The organism is Corallococcus macrosporus DSM 14697, assembly GCF_002305895.1.
In the GTDB taxonomy this organism is placed as follows: domain Bacteria; phylum Myxococcota; class Myxococcia; order Myxococcales; family Myxococcaceae; genus Myxococcus; species Myxococcus macrosporus.
Genome location: NZ_CP022203.1, coordinates 7272639 through 7292754, shown reverse-complemented (window position 1 = coordinate 7292754; position 20116 = coordinate 7272639). Strand labels below are relative to the sequence as shown.

Sequence of the window (20116 nt, the reverse complement as noted above, 5' to 3'; positions counted from 1 at the left end):
GCACGCCTGGAATGACGCTCCAGGCGCACTCCGGCCTCGAAAAACGTCAGTGCGTCGGCGCGGCGAGCTGGCGTCCCGGCGGCGGCGGCCGCGCACCGGGCGGCTTCACCCCGGGCGGCGGCTGCGCACCCGGCGGCGGCGCGGGCACCACGTGCGCCATGCCGCCGTAGGGGCCCGGCTGACGGCCGTCCTGCACGGCGCTCAACCGCAGCGACATGATGGAGGCGCCTTCCAGCGCCACGTCGCGGCGCTCCACCAGCTCGTGCACGGGGATGTCCACCGAGCCCAGCAGCTCGCTGCCGTGCGGCCCGTCCATGTACACCTGGAAGCCGACGCGCCGGTCGTCGAACGCGTTGGCGACGGCGACGAACTCCGCTTCGTAGTCAGAATAGATGCCGTTGCGCGCCTGCGTCGTCAGGTGCATGCCGTCCGGGTGGTGGACCTCGATGCGCAGCCGCGGGCGGTTCTCATGCGGGATGCTCATGGCCAGGTCCTTCACCAGCTCCGTCATGCCGCGCTGCCGGACCATCTGGGTGACGCGGTTGGCCAGCCGCACGAAGATGTCGTTCGACGGGCCCACCCACGTCCGGCCGTCCGGCCGGCCCGGCGTCACCAGAATCGAGTGCACGACGAAGCGGTAGGGACGCAACTGCACCCGCTCCAGTTGGTGGGTGGCGAAGCCGTCGTCCTGCCCCGTGCGCAGCGCCACGTGGTAGGCGTCCGCCGCCCCGTTCCAGTCCCGGCCCGCGATGCGCTGGTCGGCCAGGGCCATGTGGCGCACGTACTCCTCCAGCGGCTGCGCCCGGCCACCCTGCCGCAGGCTCAGCGCGGCGGCGTAGCTCTGCTGCGCCCGGTTCCAGTCGTGCTGCGCCCGCGCGGCGTCACCCTCGCGCGACAGCCGCTCGACCTCCTCGGTGATGAAGTGCTCGTACTCGTTGGCGATGTGCTGCGCCCACGCCGACGCGGAGCCGTCCAGCCGCAGCACCAACTGCGCCAGCTCATGCGCCGCGATGAAGTTGCCCTCGTGCAGGTGCCGGTCCGCCTGGGCGCGCCCCTGGGTGACGATGATGCTCCGCACGCCGTCCGCCTGCGTCTTCACCTCGGGCGCCGGGGAGAGCTGCAGCGCCCGGTCCATCAGCGCGGCGGCGTCCGCGTACTGCCCCTGCTGCGCCTGCTGCGCGGCGGTGTCCAACTGCCCCATCGCCACCTGCTGCGCCGCGTGCGCCCGGAACGAGGCAATCTCCGCGTTGCCCGGCTCCACCGACAGGGCGAAGTCGGACTCGGCGAGCGCGCAGCCCCAGTCATTCACCTGCGCGCACGTCTGCGCCCGCTGCTGCGCGTCCTGGAGCGCCTTGGTGCGGGCCGATTCGAACTTGGATTTGATTTCGGGGCTGTCCGGCTCGCTCGCCAGCGCTTGCCGGTAGGACGTATACGCGGCCTTCCAATCACCCACGGCCGCGGCGCGGTCTCCCGTCTTCTCGTGCGCGGCGCACGCGTTCAGGACCACGGCGGCGATCAACCCCAGGACTGCTCGCTTCATGTCGGCGGACTCCCCTCGATATGGCGATGGACGATAGCCGACAGTCCCCGGGAAAGCCGATCCCCCGGGTCCGGAATGCCCCGCGCCTCGGCGGACAGGCCGCCCGGAATGAGCGTTCCCTCCAGGAGCAGGCGGCGCCCCCTCCCTGCGTGGGAGGAGGCGCACGGCCCCGAAAGGGGCTTCAGCTCGCCGTCGTCGCGGTGGGGGCCTGCGTCGGCGCCGCAGCCAGGGCGGCCACCTGCGTCAGCAGCCCCGTCATGCGGCGGGCGAAGCGGTTGGGGTCGGCGATGGTGCTGCCCTCGGTGAGCAGCGCCTGGTCGTGCAGCAGCTCGATCCACTCCGCCACCTGGGCCGCGGCCGGGTCCTTCTCATGCACGGCCTTCAGGTGCTCGATGACGGGGTGCTTGGGGTTCACCTCCAGGATGCGCTTCACGCGCGGCATGCCCATGCCCCGGCCGCGCTGCTGGAGCAGGCGCTCCAGGTAGGCCGGAGAGCCGCCCTCGGGCACCACGAGGCACACGGGCGAGTCCGTCAGGCGGTCCGACACGCGCACCTCGCGCACCGACTCCTGGAGCACGTCCTTCATCTTCGCGGTGAGCGTCTTCAGCCCCTCGGCCTGCTGCTCCTGCTCCTTCTTCTGCTCGTCGGTGGACTGGAGCTTCAGGTCCGCCTGGAGCGCGGACACCAGCGGCTTGCCCTGGAACTCGCGCAGGCCCTGCGCGGCCCACTCGTCCACCGGGTCCGTCATGTAGAGGACCTCGAAGCCGCGCTGCTTCAGCGCCTCCAGGTGGGGGCTGTCCGCCACCGCCTTCCGGGACTCGCCGTAGACGTAATAGATGGCCTCCTGGCCCTCCTTCATGCGGCCCACGTAGTCCGCCAGGGACGTCAGCCCCTCGTCGCGCGAGCTCTCGTAGCGCAGCAGGCCGCCCAGCTTGTCCTTCTGCTCCGCCTCCGTGGCCAGGCCCTCCTTCAGCACCGTGCCGAAGGCCTTCCAGAAGGTGAGGTAGTCCTCCGGCTTGTCCTTGGCCAGCTTCTCCAGCAGGTCCAGCGACTTCTTCACCACGTGCTTGCGGATGGCGCGCACCACCTGCGAGTCCTGGAGCAGCTCGCGCGACACGTTCAGCGGCAGATCGTCCGAGTCGATGACGCCGCGCACGAAGCGCAGCCACTGCGGCACCAGCTCCTCGCAGCGGTCCATGATGAACACGCGCTTGACGAACAGCCGCACCCCGCGCTGCTGCTGCGCGTCCAGGTCGAACGGGGGCTGCTTGGGCACGAAGAGCAGGCCGGTGAACTGGGTGTTGCCGTCCGCCTTGAAGTGCGTCCACGCCAGCGGCGCTTCCCAGTCGTGCGTCAGGTGCTTGTAGAACTCCTGGTACTGCTCGTCGGTGATTTCGGACTTCGCGCGCTGCCACAGGGCGCTGGCCTTGTTCACCACCTCCAGCGAGGTCTCCGTCTTCGCGTCGTCGCCGGTGCCCGTCGTCTTGCTCACCTGGAGCTTGATGGGGTGGCCCACGTAGTCGGAGTACTGCGTAATCAGCGAGCGCAGCCGCCACTCGCCCAGGAACTCCTTCTGGTCCTCCTTCAGGTGCAGGGTGATGGAGGTGCCCCGCGCGGCGCGCTCGGCCGGCTCCACCGTGAAGGAGCCCTTGGCCTCGGACGTCCAGCGCCAGGCGGCCGGGTCCTTCCCCGCGGCGCGGCTGACCACCTCCACGCGGTCCGCCACCAGATAGGCGCTGTAGAAGCCCACGCCGAACTGGCCGATGAGCTGCATGTCCTTCTGCTGGCCCTTCTGCGCCAGCGCCTCAAGGAACTCCCGCGAGCCGGAGTGGGCGATGGTGCCCAGGTTCTTCACCAGCTCGTCATGCGTCATGCCGATGCCGGTGTCCTCGATGGTGAGGGTGCCTTTGGCCTCGTCGGGGATGAGGCGCAGCTCCAGGGCGGGCTCGTCCGCGAGCAGCTCCGGCTCGGTGATGGCACGGAAGCGGAGCTTGTCGAGCGCGTCGGACGCGTTGGACACCAGCTCGCGGAGAAAAATCTCCTTGTGGCTGTAGAGCGAATTGATGACCAGGCTGAGGAGCTGGTTGATTTCCGCCTGGAAGGCGTGGGTCTCCCGCTGGGGGGCGTTTTCGACGGTCATGGTGACAGGGGCCTCCGGGGCGCCCGGAGGGGGCGCCAGCGTCGCTTTCCCTTAACCATGGAAACCGGCTTGTCGAGCCCGGACCGTCCGCCCGCCCGCTCAGGGCCGGGTGTGCTGGTGGTCCACGCCGAAGTTGTTGTCCCAGAACGTCTGGCCGCCCACCTCGTAGCGCACCGCGAAGAGCACCACGTTGCCGGGCAGGGCGGGGATGTGGGCCTGCCAGCGCTCCACGCCCTGGACGTTGGGGCTGGAGATGTAGGCGTACCCGGAGGTGTAGCCGGAGACATAGGCCGCGGGGGCCTCGTGGGCGGTGGCCCAGCCGTCCGTGGAGTACACCACCGTCACGTTCTTGGCGTAGGCCAGGTTCTTCACGTCGATGCTGACGTCCAGGTCGCCGTTGTCCCGCCAGAAGCTGGCGGCCACCAGCACCGGGTTGTAGGGCTGGTACGGCCCGTCACCCCGGCCCACGCGGTGGTGGTTGAAATCGTTCGTGTCCCAGTACGTCTGGCCCGCCACGGTGTACTTCGCCACGAACTCCAGGTCGCGCGAGGGCTGCGGGTCCACGCCCCAGCTCGCGTACATGCGCGTCACCTTCCAGATTTCATGGCCGGAGAGGCCGCTGCCCGCGGGCCCCACGTAGGACGCGGCCAGGTCCGCCCAGGTGCCGTCCGGCTGCTTCATGCTGACGGAGACCTCCTTGTGGTACGCGAGGTTCTTCACCAGCAGGGTGATGGAGACGTCCTGCCACGACTGGCCATAGCGGCTGCTCACGGTGCTGACCGCCTTCTGGACCCGGATCTCCTCACCGGCCCGGGCCGGGGTGGCCACGAAGCCCAGGGCCAGCGCGGCGAGCGCGCCGAGCAGGGCCTGCCAGCGGAAGGGGGATGCGGCGGGGGCGTGGGAAGCGGGCGTCATGAGGGGCCTCGAAGATGGACGCCTGGGGCAATCCAGGCGCGCGCATGGTGGCACACGCCCCTGACTCCCGGGTGGGCACGACTTGCGGGGAAATGTCGGAGGTTGGGTTTTCGGGTGTGCGGAGCACTGGGAGGGTGGGCCTGGGTTGGAGTAGGGAAGGGGGCATGAACCGTACCCTCCTGTCCCTGCTCGGCGCGGCGCTGCTGTCGGGCGCCGCCCCCGCCGCGGAGAAGACGCCGCCCCCGCGCTTCCCGGATGCCGCGGAGCTCCAGCGTCAGACGGCGCGCTTCGCCCCGGTGGAGCTCCGGGTGGACCTGAAGGCGCTGCCGGAGTCCGAGCGCCAGGCCCTGGCCCGCATCGTCCAGGCCTCGAAGCTGATGGACACGCTCTTCCTGCGCCAGCGGTGGGCAGGCAACGAGCCGCTGCTGCTGGACCTGGTGAAGGACGAGACGCCGCTGGGCCGCGCGCGGCTGCACGCGTTCCTGTTGGACAAGGGGCCGTGGAGCAGCCTCGACGAGGCGCGGCCCTTCATCCCCGGCGTGCCGGCAAAGCCCGCGTCCGCCAACTTCTACCCGGCCGGGGCCACCCAGGCGCAGGTGGCGGCGTGGGTGAAGTCGCTGCCCGAGGCGCGGCAGAAGGAGGCCACGGGCTTCTACACCACCATCCGTCGCGGCACGGATGGCCGCTTCATCGCCGTGCCCTACAGCGTGGAGTACCAGGGGGAGCTGGCGCGGGCCGCGGCGCTCCTGCGCGAGGCCGCCGCGCTCACGAAGCAGCCCACGCTGAAGGCGTTCCTGACGTCGCGCGCGGACGCGTTCCTGTCCAACGACTACTACGCCAGCGAGGTGGCGTGGATGGAGCTGGACGCGAGCATCGAGCCCACCATCGGGCCCTATGAGGTCTACGAGGACGAGTGGTTCAACTACAAGGCCGCCTTCGAGGCCTTCGTGGGCCTGCGCGACGACGCGGAGACGCGGAAGCTGGCGAAGTTCAGCGGCCAGCTCCAGGGGCTGGAGGACAACCTCCCCATCGACCCGAAGCTGCGCAACGCGAAGCTGGGGGCGCTGGCGCCCATCCGCGTCATCAACAGCCTGTTCTCCTCCGGTGACGGCAACCGGGGCGTGCAGACGGCCGCCTTCAACCTGCCCAACGACGAGCGGGTGTCGGAGAAGATGGGCTCCAAGCGCGTGATGTTGAAGAACGTGCAGGAGGCCAAGTTCGAGCGCGTGCTGCTGCCCATCGCCAAGGTGGCGCTCACCCCGGCGGACCAGAAGGACGTGTCCTTCGAGGCCTTCTTCACCCACATCCTGATGCACGAGCTGATGCACGGCCTGGGGCCCAGCAACATCACCGTGGGCGGCAAGGCCACCACCGTGCGCAAGGAGCTCCAGGCGGCCTCCAGCGCCATTGAAGAGGCGAAGGCGGACATCTCCGGCCTGTGGGCGCTCCAGCGCCTGGTGGACACCGGCGTCATCGACAAGTCGCTGGAGCGGACCATGTACACCACGTTCCTGGCCTCCGCCTTCCGCTCCATCCGCTTCGGCGTGGATGAGGCGCATGGCAAGGGCATCGCCGTGCAGCTCAACCACTTCCTGGACACCGGCGCGGTGAAGGTGAACGCGGACGGCACCTTCTCCGTGGTGCCGGCGAAGATGAAGCCGGCCGTCATCTCGCTGACGAAGCAGCTCATGGAGCTTCAGGGCCGCGGAGACCGCAAGGCCGCCGAGGCGCTGCTGGCGAAGCAGGGCGTGGTGCGTCCCCCCGTCCAGCGCGTGCTGGAGCGCCTCAAGGACGTGCCGGTGGACATCGCGCCCCGCTACGTCACCGCGGAGGAGCTGGTACGCGACGTGAAGAAGTAGGCGCCAGCTCGCGGCCCCGCCCCGCCGCCTGGACTTTCCCCATGCGCGGCGGGCCCGGGATGACCAGAAAGCAGGAGAGATGGAGACTTCCGCCGGCCACCGCCGTCCCGCACCGCCCGGAGCCTGGGGCGTCGTCATCGCGCTCATCGTCATGGGCGCCTGGGGTGCGCACCTGGCCTGGGCGCTGACACGGGCGGCGCTGCCGTGGGTGGAGCCGCTCACCTGGCTGCACGTCGCCCTCCAGGCCTGGCTTTGCACGGGCCTCTTCATCACCGGCCATGACGCCATGCACGGCACGGTGTCCGGCCGGCGCTGGGTGAACGAGGCCGTGGGCACGGTCGCCTGCTTCCTCTTCGCGGGGCTGTCCTACCGGCGGCTGGTGGTGAATCACCGTGCCCACCATGCCCACCCCACGAGCGAGGAGGACCCCGACTTTTCCACTCACAGCCAGTCCTTCTGGCCCTGGCTGGGGACCTTCATGGCCCGCTACACGACGTTGCCCCAGCTTGGGGTGATGGCGGCCAAGTTCAACGTGCTGCTCTTCCTGGGCGTCTCCCAGCCGCGCATCCTCGTCTTCTGGGTGCTGCCCTCGGTGCTGGGCACCCTGCAGCTCTTCTACTTCGGCACCTACCTGCCGCACCGGCGCCCGGAGACGCCGGACATGGCCCCGCACCACGCGCGCACGCTGCCGCGCAACCACCTGTGGGCCCTGCTGTCGTGCTTCTTCTTCGGCTACCACTGGGAGCACCACGAGTCCCCGGGCACGCCCTGGTGGCGGCTGTGGCGCTTGAAGGACGCCCGGGCCCGCGAGGCCGCGCTGGCGCAGGGCGCCGGGACGCTCCCGGGACAGGAAGGCACTGCCCGGTAACGCACGGGCGGCCCGGGCCGTTATACAGGGGCCATGCGTGACAAGCCGCCCGCCGAGCCCCCCAGCTCCGAAGTCACCCCCGAGCAGACGTACCTCCGGCGGCGCGAGCTGCTGAAGAACGCGGGCCTCTTCGCGGGGACGGCCGTGGCCGTCGCCGGAGGACTGCACCTGCTGGGGCGCAAGCAGACGCGCCCCATGGACCGCTTCGTCCCGGACGCGGGCCTGGTGGCGCAGCCGGTGGTGAAGGCGGCGGGCCCCTTCGACACGGACGAGCCGCCCACGCCCTACGAGGACGTCACCACCTACAACAACTTCTACGAGTTCGGCTTGGACAAGAACGACCCGGCCCGCTTCGCGCACACGCTGAAGCCCAGGCCGTGGAGCGTCGTCATCGACGGCGAGGTGCACAAGCCACGGACGGTGGACGTGGAGCAGCTCACGTCCTGGTTCTCCCTGGAGGAGCGCGTCTACCGCATGCGCTGCGTGGAGGCCTGGTCCATGGTGATTCCGTGGCTGGGCTTCCCGCTGGCGGCGCTGCTGAAGCGCGTGGAGCCCACCCGCCACGCGAAGTACGTCGCCTTCACCACGCTGCTGGACCCGGAGCAGATGCCGGGCCAGCGCCGCGCCCTGCTGGACTGGCCGTACACGGAGGGCCTGCGCCTGGACGAGGCGATGAACCCGCTCACCCTGCTGGCCACCGGGCTCTACGGCCGGCAGTTGCCCAACCAGAATGGCGCGCCGCTGCGGCTCGTGGTGCCGTGGAAGTATGGCTTCAAGGGCATCAAGTCCATTGTCCGCATCAGCCTCACGCGCGAGGAGCCCATGACGACCTGGCGGCTGGCCGCGCCGCGCGAGTATGGCTTCTACGCCAACGTGAACCCCGCCGTGCCGCACCCGCGCTGGAGCCAGGCCAGCGAGCGCCGCATCGGTGACTTCGAGCGCCGCCCCACGCTGCCCTTCAACGGCTACGCGGAGCAGGTGGCCCACCTCTACACCGGCATGGACCTGCGCCGGTTCTACTGAGCCCCCACACCATGGCCTCATCTCCCCATCCCTGGCTCAACCCCGCGCTCGTCGTGGGGGGCCTGTCTCCGCTGCTGACGCTCGCCGTGCAGGGGCCCCGGGGGGAACTGGGGCCCAACGCCATTGAAGCCGCGCTTCACCAGACGGGGCTGCTGGCGCTGGTGCTGCTGCTGGCCTCCCTGGCGTGTACGCCGCTGCGGCTGGTGGCGGGGTGGACGTGGCCCGCGCGTGTGCGGCGCACGCTGGGCCTGCTGGCCTTCACCTACGCGGTGGCGCACTTCGGGGTGTACGCGGTGTTGGATCAGGGGCTGGCGTGGGGCACGCTGTGGGCGGACGTCACCGAGCGCCCCTTCATCACCGTGGGCTTCGCCGCGCTGGTGCTGCTGGTGCCGCTGGCCGTGACGTCGACGAAGGGCTGGGTGCGGCGGCTGGGCTTTCCGCGCTGGCAGCGCCTGCACCGGCTGGCCTACCTGGCCGCGGCGCTGGGCGTGGTGCACTTCGTGTGGCGCGTGAAGAAGGACCTCACCGAGCCGGTCATCTATGGCGCGGTGCTGGCGCTGCTCATGGCCATCCGCGTGGGTGAGGCGATGCGAAAACGCCGGGCCCGCGCCGCGGCGGCGGCCCGGAACCCGGCGTGAGGGAAGCGGCGCCCAGGGGCGCGGCGCGCTACTTGCGCGGCAGCGGGAGGATGGTGTCCACCAGCGTCATGAGCTGCGCGCAGCTCACCGGCTTGCGGACGAAGGCGCTGATGCCCGCCTTCTGACCCAGGGCGCGCACCTCCGCCACGTTCGGGTCGCCCGTCATCATCAGGATGGGCACCTTGGCCAGCCGCGGGTTGGCGCTGGCGCGAATCTGCGCGGCGAAGTCCGCGCCGTTCATCCCATCCATGTGGAAGTCCGTGAGGACCAGGTCCACCGGCTCCGCCTCCGACACCTTCAGGCCTTCCTCGGCGGACTCGGCTTCGAGGAACTCGAAGTTGCGAGCCATGAGGTAGATCTTCAACAGCGTGCGGATGGAGCGGCTGTCATCCACCAGCAGCACGCGCTGCGGAGCCGTGCCCGCGGCGGGGCGCGCCCCGAGGGGACGGGTCGTCTCCGTCGTCGTGGTGCGGAGGGGGAGGGGCTCGGGGAGGGTTCCGGCCTTCATCGGATCATCAACCTCAAGTGTGGGCAGTTCCCCGGGGAACACTGGGCATGTTGGCGGATGGAGCGTCCGAAGTCAAAGCACCGCCACTCAGGGAACTTCCAATACGAAAGCCTGACTTTCCACAGCGGGAAGTCCCAGTCCAGACGCGAGGGCGGGCGCCAGTTCATTGGGCACACGCCATGTCTGTCCACTGGGTTGGATCAGCACCACCGCGTAGCGACCTCGGGGCAGCTCACGCAGCGGCACGGGGTTCGTTGATACCCGGGCATCCAAGGCCTGAGGCAACACCTCCACCACCAGCTCGGGAACGACGGCGCCCTCCATGCGCGGGTCGCCGTTCTCATCCGTCAGTGCGGCGATGATGCTGTCGGGCACCAGGCGCGCGGCGAGCACGACGACGTCCGGCTGGCCGTCCTGCGTCCCATCGGCGTGGGCGTAATCCACGCCGGTGTCATCCGGGACGCCGTCGCGGTCCAGGTCGTTCTCGTCCACCAGGTTGCTGGCGTCGTCCGCCAGCTTGCGCACCACCACGCGCGGCCAGAGGCCATCGGGTTTGTCGTCCTGGTTGGCGTCGTCGGGGACACCGTCGTTGTCGGCGTCCAGGTAGCTGACCGCGAAGCCGTCCGGGCGCTGGTCCACCACGCCGTCGTGGAGGGCCAGCGGCTGGAGGCGGAGCTGCCTGGGCGCGCCGCCCAGCAGCCCGTCGCCCTGCACCACCTGGAACGTGGGCCTGTCTCTCACCACGCGCGCCGTGTCAGAGACGCTCACCGCCACGCCGCTGACGGGCTGGGGCTGTCCGTCCGCGTCCGCCACGACTTCCAGCGTGAGCGGCCTGCCGGTGGCGTCCAGCGCCGCGCCGCCCACGTCTCCCGCGTTGGGCTCGTTGGTGACGCCGTACCAGGGGTTGAAGTCGGAGCGGCGGCAGCCTTCGGTGGCGTCCGTCGCGCAGCCGTCCGTGTCGATGAAGCCCCGGAGCATGTAGCGGCCCGTGGGCACCAGGCTGAAGCTGAAGGGCGCGACGAAGGGCCCGGGCGTGTCGCTGGTCAGCGCCGGGCCGAAGAGCTGTGCGGCGGGGACGACGGTGAAGGTGATGGGCCGCCCGGTGCCTTGCGGCGGCGGCGGGCGGTCCGCGTCGTAGAGGAACACGATGGCGTTGCCACGCGCGCGCGACTGGACCACCAGGCTGCCGTCGATGCGCGCCGAGCGCGTGTTCTGCCGCACGTCGGCGGTGGGCACCACGGGCGGGGACTCGCAACCCAGGCCGATGACGGACGCGAGGGCGAGGCCCCCCGCGGCTTGCTTCCAGGAGGACAGGGTGGGGCGGCTCATGGAGTCACCGTCAGGGTCGCGTAGACGCGCCGCTCGATGCGATTGCCGAAGGGGTGCTGGGAGTGCGCGCCGCCCAGGTGGCTGCCCACCAGCGCGACGGTGACGGTGTCCTTGACGGCCATGTAGCCCACGCGCGCGTTCACCACGGTGTAGGCGCGCAGCGGGTTGGACACCAGGTCGATGCGCGTGGGGTCCGCCGCGGCGGGCTCGCGCTCAATCCACGTGGAGGCGGACGTGTAGGCCGCGTCCACGCCGAACTCCAAATCCGCGCGGGAGCGGTAGGTGAGGCCGCCGTACAGCCGGAACTGCGGCGCCTGGTTGCAGGGGCCGCACTCGGCCTCCGCCTCGCGGTCCGAGGTCACGTCCTGCAGCGACGCGCTCAGCTTCAGGCCCAGGCCGTCCACCGGCGCCAGGGTGACGCCGGCCTCGGCGCCGCGCGCGGTGTAGACGGCGTCCTCGTTCGTGAAGGACGAGCTGCCCAGCAGGTAAGAGCCGGTGCCCGGGTCATACGACTGGCCCGGCGGCAGGCGCGTCACCCCGGACAGGCCGATGAGGTCCCTCACCGTGTTCTGGTACAGGGCCACGTCCAGGTCGATGCCCAGCTCCGGGGACTCGCCGCGCCAGCCCAGCTCGAAGGCGGTGAGGCGCTCGGGGCGGAGCCGCGGGTTGCCGGTGGTGAGCGTGCTGACGCCGTTGATGCCCGGCACGGGCACCGTGAGCTGTGTGTAGCTCTCCAGGAAGGTGGGCTCGCGGAAGGCGGAGGCCGCGCTGGCGCGGAAGGCGTGGTTCTCGAAGGGCTTGAACAGCGCGGAGATGCGCGGCGAGTGCGCCAGGCCCGGGGTGCCCTGGTCGAGCAGCGGGTGCCGGTCCACGCGGTAGCTGGCCACCAGCGCCAGCGGCTCCACGATGCGCCATTCATCCTGCACGAAGAAGGCGGCGTGCACCTGCTCGCGCAGCGGGCCCAGGTAGTCTCCCCAGGCCACGCGCTTGAGGCGGCCCTCCACGCCCACGTTGAGCTGGTGCGTGCCGCCCAGCTCGAAGTCACGCGCGAAGAGCAGCTCCGCGCCGAAGAGGTTGGAGCTGAGCGCCGTCACCAGCGAGCGCTGGCCGGTGGCCTCGTACTGGGGGCCCGCGTCGCTGGAGATGTGGTTCCAGAACGTCTTCACCTTCAGCGGCCCCAGCTCCACGTCGCCCTTGGCGAAGGCGTTGAGGCCGTCGATGAAGTAGTTGCGCAGCAGGCCCGGCGGATAGATTTCCGTGGTGAAGCGGTTCACCCCGCCGGACAGGCCCACCTGGCGGCCCTCCGTGAAGCTGTACACGGCGGACAGCGAGGCGCGCGCGCCGCGGGCGCCCAGGTCCGGGTCGGGGCCGCGCAGCGTCACGTCCGGCAGGCCGCTGGCGTAGTCCCGGCTCCACTTGTCCGTCTGCGAGTAGCCCGCCGCCGCGCGGTAGCGCAGCGCGCCCGAGCCCCCATGGCTGATGAAGGAGCCCGCGGCGGTGTTGCCGGTGCCGCCGGTGACGCTGAACTGCGCGCGCGGGCCGGTGCCGGGCGCGCGGGTGATGATGTTGACCACGCCCAGCATGGCGTTGGCGCCGTACAGCGCGCTGCCCGGGCCGCGGATGACCTCGATGCGCTCGATCTCCTCCAGGCCAATGGGGATGGAGGACCAGATGGTGAGGCCGAGGAAGTCCTGGTACTCCGTGCGGCCGTCCACCAGCACCAGCACCTTGTTGGCGATGCGCTGGTTGAAGCCGCGCAGCGACACGTTGGCGCTGCCCACGCCCAGGGCCATGACGTCCGCGCCCGGCACGCGCCGCAGCAGCTCCGGCAGCGAGGTGGCGCCCGACAGGCGGATGTCCTCGGCGGTGATGACGGTGGTGGCGTTGGGCGCGTCCAGCGAGGACTGCGCGCGGCGGCTCGCCGTCACCACGCGTTCCTCGTAGGGCACCGCGCCCAGGTCCGTGTCGCCGGCCGCGTCGTCCGTGCCGCCGGGCGCGCCGCCGGTGGGCGTCAGGCCGGGGATGGCGGTGGGGCCCACCGGCATGGCCTCGGCCCGCTCGATGGCCTTCTCCAGCCGCTCCAGCAGGGCGCCCAGCTGCTGCTGCGACTGCATGCCGGCCGGAGGCGGCGGCATGGGCAGCGATGACGGCTCCTGCGCGGCGGCCTGCGCCTCCTCCGTCTTCAGCTTCTCCTCCAGCGCGGCCACGGTGGGCAGCACCGTGGCCGCGTCCGGCGGGTTGCTGGCGAGGTAGCGCTGGTACAGCTCCAGCGCCTCCCTGGGCCGGCCCGAGTCCTGGTACGCGCGGGCGATGTTGAAGAGGACGTTGGGGTGCGGCTTGATGGCGTAGGCGGCCTCGAGCTCCGCGATGCCCGCGTCGTACTGCTTCTTCTCGATGAGGCTCATGCCACTTCGGAAGTGGCGGCGGGCCTCGAGGCGGGCGTCCGCCAGGGCCTCCCCCGCGCACAGACACATCGCGAGGAGTCCCGCTCGTTTGAAGGCTGTCAGGGTTTTCACTAGTACGGGTCGTCCTTGTAGGGCGACGAGTCTGGGGCCTTTGCGGGCCGCGTGCTCGCCTTCTTCTTGGGCAGCAGCTTCTGCGTGAAGCGCTCCTCGGGGCCCGCGCCCTTGGCGACGCCGCGGGCGCGCTGGTAGCCGTCCAGGGTGAAGAACAGCACGGCCTCCGCCACGCCGCCCTCCGCCGGAGCCACCTCGAGGTTCAGGGGCGTCTCGCCCAGGTCCTTGCCCTGGTACGTCACGCGCGCGCCCATGGGCTCGCTGACGACGAGGAAGCGCACCGGCTCCACGGTGCGCCGCCTCAGCGGCGCCAGGGCCAGCTCCTCGTCGGACGCCTCCGCCACGGACTCGTCCGGCGGCCTCGCGGCCACGGCGGCTTCCCGCGGGGCGGCCTCGGGCGCGGCCCGGGACGCGGGGGGCGGAGTCAGGGTGGGCGGGCTGCCGGTGGGGGCCGCGGGGCGCAGCGCCACGACCAGCGCCGCGCCCAGGCCCGCCAGCAGCGCGCCGCCGCCGAGGATCAGCCCCAGCGGCTTGCGGCCACCCTTCTCCGGCGCCTCCTCCACGGAGATGTCCAGGGCCATGGTGGCGGGGCCGGAGCCCGCCGCGCCGTGGGGACCGCTGCCGTGGGGGCCGCTGATGGGGCCGCTGCCCCCGACGCCGCCGACGCCGCTGATGCCGGCGAAGCGCGCGCCGCTGAAGGCGCCGCTGACGCCCACCGTGGACAGGGTGCGGCGCATGGCCTCCATGACCTCGTCCATGGACTGGTAGCGGTCCGGGGGGGACTTGGCCAGGCACTTCATCACCAGGGCCTCCACCTCGCCGGGGATGCCATGGCCGGGGTAGAGCGCGCCGAAGGCGGGCGGCAGCTCGTTGATGTGCTTGACGATGACGTCGATGCTCTGCGCCGCCAGGAAGGGCGGCCGCCCCATCAGCATCTGATAGAGCACCACGCCCAGGCTGTACACGTCACTGCGCGGGTCGGCGACGTTGCGCGCCTGCTCCGGCGCCATGTACTGCGGCGAGCCCAGGATGATGCCCGCCTGCGTAATCGACGTGTCCTGCGGGATGGGCGCGGCGTCACCGATGAAGGACTTCACCAGGCCGAAGTCGAGCACCTTCACCACGTCGTGGTCCGTCTCCTGGTTGAGGACCATGACGTTGGCGGGCTTGAGGTCGCGGTGGATGAGGCCGACCTTGTGCGCCTCGCGCAGCGAGCGGGCGATCTGCTGGGTGATGTTGAGCGCGCGCGGCCACGGCAGGGGGCCCACCTGCGTGAGGAGCTGGCCCAGCGTCAGCCCCTCCAGGTACTCCATGGCGATGTAGTAGATGCCGTCGTCCGTCTTGCCGTAGTCGATGACGGTGACGGTGTTCGGGTGGCGCAGCTTCGCGGTGACGCTGGCCTCCAGGAAGAAGCGCTTCTGGAAGCCGGGGTCCTTGCCCTCGCCGTACTGCGGGTTGAGCACCTTGAGCGCCACCAGCCGGTCCAGCGGTGACTGCACGGCCTTGTAGACGCGGCCCATGCCTCCGGCGCCGAGCGTCTCCAGGATGCGGAAGCGCTCGTTCAGGACCCGGCCCAGCATGGGGTCCGCGACGTCGGGTGGGGCGCCATTCGTCGGGGCGTTGCTCTCCATCATGACTGCCCCCACCGACCGGTAAGGCACGTGACACGCCGGTCGAACATGGGGGCCGATGCTAGCACTGCAATCCTCCACCTCCCAAGCGACCCGCCGGGTTGGCGCAGTGCGCCACCGGCCGAGAATCCGGCTCGGGCGCGACAACGTTTCACAGGTGACACACACCAGACACGGCGTGACTGGGAGTGCGGTGAAAGTCCGTTCCCGGCGCGCTGCTGGATGCTACGGGCACGTAGCGCGTTAGGGTGCGGCCCCTCATGAACGCCCGCCTGTCCGAGCTGCTGTCCCAAGCGCCCCCTCATCCCCGCCGCGTGGTGTGTCTCACCGAGGAGACGACGGAGGTGCTCTACCGGCTGGGCGCGGAGGACCTGGTGGTGGGCGTGTCCGGCTTCACCGTGCGCCCGCCCCAGGCGCGCAAGAAGCCGCGGGTCAGCTCGTTCCTGGACGCGAACTTCGAGCGCATCCTGGAGCTGAAGCCGGACCTGGTGCTGGGCTTCTCCGACCTGCAGGCGGACATCGGCCGCGAGCTGGCGAAGCGGGGCGTGCCCGTCTACCTGTTCAACCAGCGCTCCATCGCCGAAATCCTCCAGGCCGTGCGGCTGACGGGCGCGCTGGTGGGGCGGCCCGAGGCCGCCGAGGCGCTGGCGGCCGAGCTCACGTCGAACCTGGAGCGGCACGCGGACGCGGCGGAGTCGCTGCCACGAAGGCCGCGCATCTTCTTCGAGGAGTGGCACGAGCCGCTCATCTCCGGCATCCGCTGGTGTTCGGAGCTGGTGGAGCTGGTGGGCGGCGTGGACGTGTGCCGGGAGTCGCGCGCCTCGCAGGGGGCGCAGGGGCGCATCTTCACGCCGGAGGAGGTGGCGCGGCGCGACCCCGAGGGCGTCATCGCGAGCTGGTGCGGACGCAAGGCGAAGCGGGAGAAGATCGCCGCCCGCCCCGGGTGGGCCGGGGTCCGGGCGGTGGTGGATGACCAGCTCTACGAGGTGAAGAGCTCGCTCATCCTCCAGCCGGGGCCGGCCGCCCTGTCGGACGGCGTGGACCGGCTGGCGCGAATCGTGGCGGCGGTGGCGCGGGGCGAGAAGCTGCCGCCCCTGCGCGCCGGGGAGCTGCGCTCGGCGGGGGCCTAGAAGTCCTTGATGCGGTCGGCCAGCGCCGCGTCCTCGACGAAGGCGTTGGAGTTGCCCTGGATGTCGGAGATGCGGCGGTTGCGCTCGACCTCGGCGGAGTCCACCGTGTCGAGCTTGTTCCACGCCTTGAGCACCGCCTCCTCGTCGTTGGAGATGGACTTGTTGTACGTGGCGGAGAAGTAGAACATCGCGCGCGCCACGTTGCCCTTGTGGGAGTCGGGCGGCTCGAAGACCATGTTGCCGCGCGCGTCGGTGCCGAACTTCGCGCCGTTCTGGCTCCACCGCTCGTTGACCACCACGCCGAAGGGGAAGTTGCCGCGGCGGGAGTTGGCCTTGCTGTCGGTGGGGTAGAGGTGGTGCAGGTCGCTCTTGGCGGAGCCCGTGGCGCCCTTCGACTGGGGCCAGGTGTGCTCGGTGTTCATCACCGAGTTGTTGGGAATCTTGCCGCCCTTGACCTCGGCGCCCGTGTAGACGCAGACGACGTTTCCGCTCTCGTTCACGTCCAGGCTGGAGAACATCAGCCGGCGGGCCTCGTTGTAGCTGACCGTCCTCTTGCCGGACGAGTAGTCCTGGAGCGCGTCCAGCAGCGCCCCGTCGCGGAGGCCCTCGAAGAGGCCCCCTTCGGGCTCCTCGGGCTCCTCCGGCTCGGTGACGGGCGTCTCGGGGGTGATGTCCAGGCCCCAGGACTTCAGCGTGCCGGTGTCGCCGCGCGCCGCGTCCTGCACCTCCAGCGTCCAGGCGCCCTTCGTGGGCTCGCCCTTGAACGCGGACAGGTCGAAGGCGCCCGCCAGGTCATCCGCCGAACCTCCCTGACGGTTGGACACCACCGCGCTCTTGCCGGACGGCGCGGTCAGCGTCACCTTCAGGTCGCCCCGGTAGGTGTGCTCGATGTCCAGGTTCAGCTTGAGCGACTCCACCGTGGCGTCCCCGGGGACGTCGATGGTGCTCTCGATGGTGGTGTGGTCCTTGATGTCCGCGTTGGGCGTGGTGCTGTGGACCAGCGACGCCGCGCGTGCGCCCACCGCGGCCTTCAGGTTGGCCGCCGCCGCCTGCGTGGCGGAGGGCGTCTGGGGAACGAATTCCGCGCCGAGCTTCGTCAGCATCGAGGGCGTGGCGCCCCCGAGTCCCGGCCGCGCGGGCTGGAACGAGCTGGTGCCCGCGGCAGCGGTCGTCCGGGGGGAGGACGCCGTCTCACGGGCGGTTTCGGTGGTCGGGCGAGCGAGGAGGGGCGAGCGGCGGGGGCCGACGACGCTGGTCATGCCGCCATTATCCACCCGGTGGGCTTCGCGGTTGCTTCCCCCATGGATATTTTTGACGCGACCGTGAAAACGGGAAATCCAGCGATGTAACAGAGCGCGGCATTGTCCAGGGGCAATGCCGGGGCTCATGACAGGATGCCTGCGTGCCGCTTTCGCTGCCTGCGCTGCTCGTTGCCACGTCCCTCGCGGCCGCGCCTTCCTCCACGGAGGGCGCCTCCGACGCGCCCGCGCAGGGGGTCGAATCGGCCATCGACAACTACGAGGACGCGCTGATTGAGGAGGCCCTGGCCCGTCACGGGCGGGAGCTGGAGCCGTCTCCGGACGGCAAGGTCCTGGAAGAGGTGCTGGTGGCCACCGAGGACGTGGTGGCGGAGATAGACCCCTTCCCGGACTTCCTCAACATCTTCCATGCGCGGACGCGGGACGACGTCGTGCGGCGCGAGGTGCTGCTGGAGGTGGGCAAGCCCTACTCGGAGCAGCTCGCCCAGGAGACGGCGCGCAACCTGCGGGGGCTGCGGCTGTTCTCCATGGTGCGCCTGGTGCCGGTGAAGGGCCGCACGCCGGACACGGTGGCGCTGATGGCCGTCACCAAGGACATCTGGTCGCTGCGGCTCAACAGCGACTTCGCGGCGGTGGGGTCGCTGCTCCAGTACCTGAAGCTGCAGGGCACGGAGCAGAACTTCCTGGGGCGCGGCAAGCGCATCGCCGTGGACTTCGTGCTGCGGCAGGACACCCTGAGCCTGGGGCAGAGCTACACCGACCCGCGCGTGCTGGGCAGCCGCTGGTCGCTCAGCGAGTCCATCGCCGTCATCCAGGGCCGGGAGACGGGCAAGACGGAGGGCTCGCGCGGCAACCTCGCGGTGAGCCGGCCCTTGTATTCGCTGTCCACGCCGTGGAGCGCCAGCGCCTCCGTGGCGTGGAACGTGGAGACCAACCGCGTCTACCGGGGCGCCTCCATCTGGCAGTTGCCATTCCCCGGCGGGCCCGCGGTGCCCTACGTCTACCGGACCGAAGAGGTGGTGGGCGGCTTCTCGTACACGCGCTCGCTGGGCACCCGCTACAAGTGGAACGTGGGCGGCACGGTGGGCGCGTACCACTACGGCTATGGCGCGCCGCTGTCCTCCGGGCTCTCCCCGGAGCAGTCGGAGTGGTTCAACCGCAACTACCTGCCGCGCGCGGAGGACGCCGGCTACGTGGGCCTCAGCCTGCGCGCCTTCGACGCGCGCTACGAGGTGCTGCGGGACGTGGACTCGTACGTCCTGGCCGAGGACTTCCAGATGGGGCACTGGGTGTCCGCCACCCTGCGCTACGCGCCGCCCGTGTTCGGCGAGCAGAGCCACTTCGTGGAGGGCGGGCTGGCGCTGCGCTACCGCCTGCGGCTGGGGGACACGCTCACCACCGCGTCCCTGTCGGGCGCCATCCGCCGGCCGCTGGGGCCCCGCGGGGCATGGACCAACCGGCGCTGGGCGGCGGAGCTGATTGAGGTGTCCCCCAAGGTGCTGGGCGGCCGCTTCGTGGCGCGCGGCCTGCTGGACGTGAATATCGACGACCTCTTCGAGCGCATCCACCTGCTGGGCGGCTCCAACGGCCTGCGCGGCGCGGGCGCGGACGCGTACTCCGGCCGGCGGCTGCTGCTCTTCAACCTGGAGTACCGCAGCCGGCCCGTCGTGGTGAAGACGGTGCACCTGGGCGGCGTGCTCTTCTGGGACTCGGGCAGCGCCTTCAACGACAGGCCGGCCATGGTGCACACGGTGGGCGCGGGCCTGCGGCTGCTCTTCCCTCAGTTCAACGTCCTGCCCTTCCGCGTGGACTTCGGCTACGTGCTCAACGACTCCCGGCCGCCGGTGGGCAGCCGCTTCTCCTTCGCGGGCGGGCAGATGACGGACGTGCGGCCCAACTTCATGGAGACGCCGCTGTAGCGGGCAGGATGTTGGGGCCTACGGGGGCTCGGTGCGCAGGAGCTCCCGGAACAGCACCTGGGCCGCGTCCCGGAACAGCGCCCCGGACGCGAGCAGCCCGCCGCAGTGGTGCGGCTCGCGCGCCAGCGTCAGCGCCACCGTCTTGCCCAGCACCGCGTCCCAGAAGGGCTCCGAGTCCTCCGGGAGCAGGAACTCGCGAATCACCTGCTGGGGCCAGGGCAGCACGGTGGTCGGGTCCGCGTCGCTCAGCGAGGTGAAGCAGTCCAGGTCCACGTCCAGCAGCACCCGCCCGGCCGCGTCCAGCACGTCGCGCACCGCGTCGCCGGGGGCCGGGCGGCTGTAGGCCTCCGCCGCCCGGTCCACGGTGGGCACCGCCACCAGCCGGTGCGGCCGGCCGCGGCTGTCCACGTAGGTGTCCCCGGCGAAGGCGCCGCGGGGGCGGGCGCGGGCGATGAGCAGCGCGTCCCCCACCAGCCCCGCCTCCATGGCCGCGAGGATGTGGTCATAGTTGCGGACGTCCAACGCATAGCGGGCGTGCTCGTCCAGCGCGCGCAGCCCGGCCGCGCGGTCCGGCACGGCGGCGGGGGCCCGGGGCACCACGGTGTCCAGGTGCCGGTCCAGGCTCACCAGGAGGGCGGGGCCTCCCGTGTCACCCAGGGCGCAGGCCCAGGCGGGCAGGGCGAGCCGGTGCGGGTCGAACACATAGGCGTCCTGGGGGCCCCGCCCGCCGCCCAGGCCCAGGCGGATGACGCCGGCCAGGCGCAGGTGCCGCGGGGCGTCGTCTTGCGTTTCCATTGCGTCGGGAATCCTCCAGCGTGCCAGGCGTTTGCTCCGGCCGCGC

15 protein-coding genes are annotated in these 20116 nt (G+C 71.1%); 6 read left to right on the top strand and 9 right to left on the bottom strand.

From position 1 onward, the window contains the following. Window positions 1–46: 46 nt before the first annotated feature. The 3 genes from MYMAC_RS29390 to MYMAC_RS29380 all read right to left on the bottom strand — a co-directional run bounded on the left by MYMAC_RS29390 (window position 47) and on the right by MYMAC_RS29380 (window position 4595). Window positions 47–1540: a hypothetical protein gene (locus tag MYMAC_RS29390; RefSeq protein WP_095960477.1), complete on the bottom strand. Its 1494-nt coding sequence runs from the start codon at window positions 1538–1540 to the stop codon at window positions 47–49. Window positions 1541–1721: 181 nt separating this feature from the next. Further along, window positions 1722–3680 carry a molecular chaperone HtpG gene (htpG, locus tag MYMAC_RS29385; RefSeq protein WP_013938260.1) on the bottom strand — a complete coding sequence of 653 codons (1959 nt, stop codon included), beginning with the start codon at window positions 3678–3680 and terminating at the stop codon, window positions 1722–1724. Between the two features lie 99 nt (window positions 3681–3779). Next, a complete protein-coding gene (locus tag MYMAC_RS29380; protein ID WP_095960476.1) occupies window positions 3780–4595 on the bottom strand; it encodes a carbohydrate-binding protein in 816 nt (271 codons plus the stop codon). A 164-nt stretch (window positions 4596–4759) separates the two neighbouring features. On the opposite strand from MYMAC_RS29380, the gene MYMAC_RS29375 reads away from it, so the two are divergent. The 4 genes from MYMAC_RS29375 (at window position 4760) to MYMAC_RS29360 (ending at window position 8983) form a co-directional block, all read left to right on the top strand. Beyond that, complete coding sequence (locus tag MYMAC_RS29375) at window positions 4760–6454, top strand: dipeptidyl-peptidase 3 family protein (RefSeq protein WP_095960475.1); 1695 nt, start codon at window positions 4760–4762, stop codon at window positions 6452–6454. A gap of 79 nt (window positions 6455–6533) precedes the next feature. Then, entirely contained in the window at window positions 6534–7322 is a 789-nt protein-coding gene (locus tag MYMAC_RS29370) for a fatty acid desaturase (RefSeq protein ID WP_095960474.1), read from the top strand. A 33-nt stretch (window positions 7323–7355) separates the two neighbouring features. Further along, window positions 7356–8345, top strand: coding sequence for a protein-methionine-sulfoxide reductase catalytic subunit MsrP (gene msrP, locus MYMAC_RS29365; protein WP_095960473.1), 990 nt, complete (start codon window positions 7356–7358; stop codon window positions 8343–8345). Window positions 8346–8356: 11 nt separating this feature from the next. Next, a complete protein-coding gene (locus tag MYMAC_RS29360; RefSeq protein ID WP_095960472.1) occupies window positions 8357–8983 on the top strand; it encodes a protein-methionine-sulfoxide reductase heme-binding subunit MsrQ in 627 nt (208 codons plus the stop codon). A gap of 28 nt (window positions 8984–9011) precedes the next feature. On the opposite strand, the gene MYMAC_RS29355 is transcribed toward MYMAC_RS29360, so the two are convergent. The 4 genes from MYMAC_RS29355 to MYMAC_RS29340 all read right to left on the bottom strand — a co-directional run bounded on the left by MYMAC_RS29355 (window position 9012) and on the right by MYMAC_RS29340 (window position 14970). Next, window positions 9012–9491, bottom strand: coding sequence for a response regulator (locus MYMAC_RS29355; RefSeq protein ID WP_013938266.1), 480 nt, complete (start codon window positions 9489–9491; stop codon window positions 9012–9014). A gap of 87 nt (window positions 9492–9578) precedes the next feature. Continuing rightward, window positions 9579–10820: a hypothetical protein gene (locus MYMAC_RS29350; protein ID WP_095960471.1), complete on the bottom strand. Its 1242-nt coding sequence runs from the start codon at window positions 10818–10820 to the stop codon at window positions 9579–9581. Beyond that, window positions 10817–13336 carry a TonB-dependent receptor domain-containing protein gene (locus MYMAC_RS29345; protein WP_043710382.1) on the bottom strand — a complete coding sequence of 840 codons (2520 nt, stop codon included), beginning with the start codon at window positions 13334–13336 and terminating at the stop codon, window positions 10817–10819. Before MYMAC_RS29345 ends, MYMAC_RS29350 begins: the two co-directional genes overlap by 4 nt. Continuing rightward, complete coding sequence (locus MYMAC_RS29340) at window positions 13336–14970, bottom strand: serine/threonine-protein kinase (RefSeq protein ID WP_095960470.1); 1635 nt, start codon at window positions 14968–14970, stop codon at window positions 13336–13338. Before MYMAC_RS29340 ends, MYMAC_RS29345 begins: the two co-directional genes overlap by 1 nt. A 257-nt stretch (window positions 14971–15227) precedes the next feature. On the opposite strand from MYMAC_RS29340, the gene MYMAC_RS29335 reads away from it, so the two are divergent. Beyond that, window positions 15228–16097 carry an ABC transporter substrate-binding protein gene (locus MYMAC_RS29335; protein ID WP_095961727.1) on the top strand — a complete coding sequence of 290 codons (870 nt, stop codon included), beginning with the start codon at window positions 15228–15230 and terminating at the stop codon, window positions 16095–16097. Here the strand turns inward: MYMAC_RS29335 and MYMAC_RS29330 are convergent. Continuing rightward, on the bottom strand, window positions 16094–17356 hold the full coding sequence (locus tag MYMAC_RS29330) for an endonuclease (RefSeq protein WP_095960469.1): 1263 nt from the start codon (window positions 17354–17356) through the stop codon (window positions 16094–16096). The two genes, MYMAC_RS29335 and MYMAC_RS29330, sit on opposite strands and share 4 nt — an antisense overlap. Before the next feature lie 143 nt (window positions 17357–17499). On the opposite strand from MYMAC_RS29330, the gene MYMAC_RS29325 reads away from it, so the two are divergent. Then, window positions 17500–19275, top strand: coding sequence for a BamA/TamA family outer membrane protein (locus tag MYMAC_RS29325; RefSeq protein ID WP_013938272.1), 1776 nt, complete (start codon window positions 17500–17502; stop codon window positions 19273–19275). Between the two features lie 18 nt (window positions 19276–19293). On the opposite strand, the gene MYMAC_RS29320 is transcribed toward MYMAC_RS29325, so the two are convergent. Beyond that, window positions 19294–20070, bottom strand: a complete 777-nt coding sequence (locus MYMAC_RS29320; RefSeq protein WP_095960468.1) for a UPF0489 family protein — start codon at window positions 20068–20070, stop codon at window positions 19294–19296. Window positions 20071–20116 lie beyond the last annotated feature (46 nt).